The sequence below is a fragment of the Streptomyces sp. P5F9 genome, assembly GCF_057961495.1.
On sequence record NZ_JBXVPZ010000670.1, the window covers coordinates 1 to 3,909 of the forward strand.

General features: G+C 72.2%; 3 protein-coding genes. All 3 read right to left on the minus strand.

Annotation, left to right across the window (positions count from 1 at the left end; genetic code table 11):
* Nucleotides 1-712: serine/threonine-protein kinase (locus tag AC31A1_RS48185; protein ID WP_489659389.1), on the minus strand; the 712-nt coding region annotated here is incomplete at its 3' end.
* A gap of 30 nt (nt 713-742) precedes the next feature.
* Nucleotides 743-2,419 carry a serine/threonine-protein kinase gene (locus AC31A1_RS48190; protein WP_489659391.1) on the minus strand — a complete coding sequence of 559 codons (1,677 nt, stop codon included), beginning with the start codon at nt 2,417-2,419 and terminating at the stop codon, nt 743-745.
* Between the two features lie 157 nt (nt 2,420-2,576).
* On the minus strand, nt 2,577-3,909 hold a 1,333-nt coding region (locus tag AC31A1_RS48195; protein ID WP_489659390.1), incomplete at its 5' end, for a serine/threonine-protein kinase.

Consider the following 3,909-nt stretch of genomic DNA (forward strand, 5'->3'; position numbering starts at 1 on the left):
CCACGACCGCGTGCAGGATGCCGCCCAACGAGTCGCGGCGGAACGGCGATTCGCCGCTCAGCACCGTGCACAGCAGCGCGCCCAGCGACCACAGATCGGACGCGGGACCGGTCCGCGCGCCCGACATCCGCTCCGGCGCGGTGTACTCGGGCGAGCCGACGAACGCGCCGCTCTCGGTGAGTGTCGTAGCGCCCGCGACCTGCGCGATACCGAAGTCGGTCAGCACGACCCGCTCGGAGTCGGCCTCGTCGGTGGCGGTCTGCAGCAGGACGTTGGCCGGTTTGATGTCCCGGTGCAGGACACCCACCGCGTGGGCCGTGCGCAGCGCGCCGAGGAGGGCGATCCCGATCCGCGCGGCCTCGGCCGCGTCGACGGGGCCGCGGGCGGAGATCCGCTCGGCGAGCGAGCCGCCGTCGATCAACTCCATGACGATGTACGGCCGTTCGTCCTGCTCGACGACGTCGTGCACGACGATGATGTGCGGGTGCCGCAGCTGCGCGACCGCCCGTGCCTCGCGCAGGGTGCGGTCGCGCTGCCGGCGGGCCTCCTCCTCGGAGAGGGTGTCGTCCTGGGCGATCTCCTTCACCGCGACCTGTCGGCCCAGGAGTTGGTCGGTCGCCCGCCACACGACGCCCATGCCACCGCGCCCGAGCCGCTTCTCCAGTCGGTAACGCCCGGCGATCACCCGGGTGTTGTCCCCCTCGGTCCCCATGCGCACCATCATGACGCAACCCGAGGGCGGTCAGCCCGAGTTGGGACTCCAGCTCTGCAGGACCGTCTTGAACTGCGTGCTCGTCCGGGCCCAGTCGGCGGCGGGGGACGACATGTAGATCGCGAACTCGGTGCCGTCGCGGGACATGTACGTCTCCTCGATGGCGCGCCGGGGTCCCGGGAAGGGGGTGTCCTTCGCCAGCGCGGTCCAGGTGTAGTCCCACAGGGAGCCCGGACGGTCGCGGTAGGTGTTCGCCTCCAGGGTCACCCGCTGGTAGGCGACCAGCTTCTGGAGCTGCACTTCCAGGTCCACTTGGTGGTCGTACGCGGTGGGGAAGTCCGGTGAGGTGTCGATGGCTATGCGGACGAAGTGCTTGCCGTTGTCGGGCGTGTAGTCGACCTGCTTGATGCCGTCGGCGTCGCCGTAGACCTTCCGCTTCCAGCCCTTGGGGAGGGAGACGTCGAAGCCCCAAGGGTCGTGGTGGACCTCCCAGTTGGCGGGCAGGGAGCCCTGCGCCGGGGACGACGGCGTGGCGTCGACCGCCGTGGGGCTGTGCGAGACGGAGGCGGACGGGCCGCCGTCCTGCTCGCTGTCCTGGCGCCACTTCTGCAGCCCCAGCGCCGCACCGCCGCCGACCAGCGCGGCGACGACGACCACTAGGACAACCGAACGGAGCCGGCGCCGCTTCGGCGGAGCGGCCGCGGGCGCGAGTGTCGTACTGGCGACGAGCGGCGTGTGGTGGGTCGGCCCGGTCGCCGACGGGTACGGATGCGGGCCTCCGGTCGCCGGCGGGTACGGCGTCGCACCCGAGCCCGAGTGGAAGCCCTCCGCCAACCCGCCCTGCCGCGAGCCCACTTGCTGCGTCGGCAGCCACTCCTCCGCCGCCCGCGGCCGCCGCCCCTCGGCGGCCTCCGCGAGCATCTGCTCGGCCTGGTCCGCGTCGGGCCGCAGCGCGGGGTCCTTGTTCAGCAGCGCGGCGATGACGGGCGCGAGCGCACCGGCGTACCGCGGTTCGCCGGCGTCCTCCTCGACGACGGCCTGCATGGTGGACAGCGGCGAGGTGCGGCGGAAGGGCGAGCGGCCCTCGACCGCCGTGAAGAGCGTGGCGCCCAGCGCCCACAGGTCGGAGGACGGTCCCGGGTCGGCGCCGCGGACGCGCTCGGGGGCGAGGTAGTCGACGGAGCCCACGACCTCTCCCGTGCGCGTGATGGTCGAGTCGCCCTCGATCTGCGCGATGCCGAAGTCGGTGAGCAGCACCCGCCCGTCCTGCCCGAGCAGTACGTTGCCGGGCTTGACGTCACGGTGCAGGACGCCGGCGGCGTGCGCGGCGCGCAGGGCACGCAGCACCCATACGCCGATGCGCGCGGCCTCGGCGGGCTCGATCCGGCCCTTCTCCTTGACCTCGTCGGCAAGGGAGTTGCCCTCGACGAGCTCCATGACGATCCATGGGCGGCCGTCGTGTTCGAGTACGTCGTGCACGGTGACGACGGCGGAGTGGTTGATCCGCGCGGCGGCGCGCGCCTCGGCGCGGGTGCGCGCCAGCAGCCGCGGCTGGTCGCTCTCGGACACGTAGAGCGCGGCCGTCAACTCCTTGATGGCGACGGTCCGGTGCAGTACCTCGTCATGGGCACGCCACACCCGGCCCATGCCGCCGCTGCCGATCGATTCGGCGAGCCGATAGCGCCCCGCGAGAAGCAGGCCCTGCATCTGATTCACGTTTCCCCGCAATGCTCTTGACAGGCTCAGCGTAAGGACAGGGCCTCGTCCAGGGAACCAGCGGGGTACCACGGAGACCGCACTGTGACGGTTGTCGCTTCTGCGCCCGAACGGGAACCGACGGGCCTCGGCGCGCCGCCTCCGCAGGTCACCCGGTGTACTGATAGGTGGACGACGCCTGCTCGTACAGCCGTGTCACTTCGTCCCGTTGAGCCTCCGGGCCGCGTACCTGCACGATGTGGTACCGCCCGCCGATGAGGAACGCCATGTTGCGCACGAACAGGTCGCCCCCCTGGCTGTCCGTCCAGGTGAACTGCCCCTCGGCCATGGTCTTTCCGCCCACCGTGATGGTCCGCAGCCCGGTCGCGGTGGCCCAGCTGGAGTTGCGGTACGGCTGCAACTCGGCCTCCTTGTCGCGCTGGTAGACCATCGGGTCACTGCCGTCCGTCGTGGCGCTGTCCCGTCCCGCTACGACGATCAGCTCGAAGTCGCCGTGGGAGTAGACGACTTGACCGCTCCCGTTCTTGGGCGTCCGGGTCCAGCCCTTCGCCACCGCGACCTGGAACCCTTCGGGGTCCTTGCGCAGCACGAACCCGTCGGCGACGTTCGGGCCCGTCTGCGTCTCGGTCGAACTGGCGGAGTTGGAAGGGCTGTTGTGGGCACTCGGCGAGGTCTGATCGGGCTGCGGCTGACTACTGGCCCCGGCCGAGGACTGAGTGGGCGCGGTACTGACCTCCCCGGCGGCCCCGGTCCGATCCCCTTGCCCTGCCCCGGTGTTCTCCCCGGACTTGGGCATGAAGAGCATGGCGTACGCGACCGCGCCGGCGAGCAACAGGAAGATGAGAATCACCAGGGTCCGGCCGAGCCGCCGCGGCGACCCGCCGACCTCTTCCCTGGCCCGCTTGTGCCGGCCGTGCGGACTGGTCGCGGGCAGCCCGGCCCGCCGCCTGCGCACCAGCTCGCCGCGCCGCCGCACGATCGGCAGCCGCCGCGGGTCGGTCGGCGGGGTGGCGACGACATGCGTACCGGCCTCGGGCTCGGGCGCCGAACGCACCAACGACCGCAGCCAGCCCCGCAGTTCCTCGAAGTCGAGCCGCTCGGTGGGGTCCTGCCGCAACAGGGACTCCACGACCGGCCTGAGCGGCCCGCACTCCTCGGCGAAGGCGGGCGGCTCCGCACACACGAGCTGCACAAGCTCGGCGGTCGCCTCCTCCGGATAGGGCGCATGCCCCTGTACGGCCCGGAAGAGCAGCGCCCCGAGCGCCCACAGGTCGGTCGCGGGCCCGATCGGCGCGGCCAACTGCCAGTTCTCGTGCACCGGTACGGCCTGCTCGGGCGCCCACCGCTCGGTCACCGGCCCCACGACCGTCATCCGCACCTGCCGCGCGCGCTCGGCGGCCAGCGCGGTTGCGGGCCCACGGCGAGCCGGCGCACCAGCGGAGGCCAGCTCGTCCCAACGGGCAGGAGGGCGAGGGGAGTTG

Coding starts and splice junctions, on each gene's coding strand:
- AC31A1_RS48190 (WP_489659391.1), bottom strand. CDS start 2,419: ATGCAGGGCCTGCTTCTCGCGGGGCGCTATCGGCTCGCCGAATCGATC.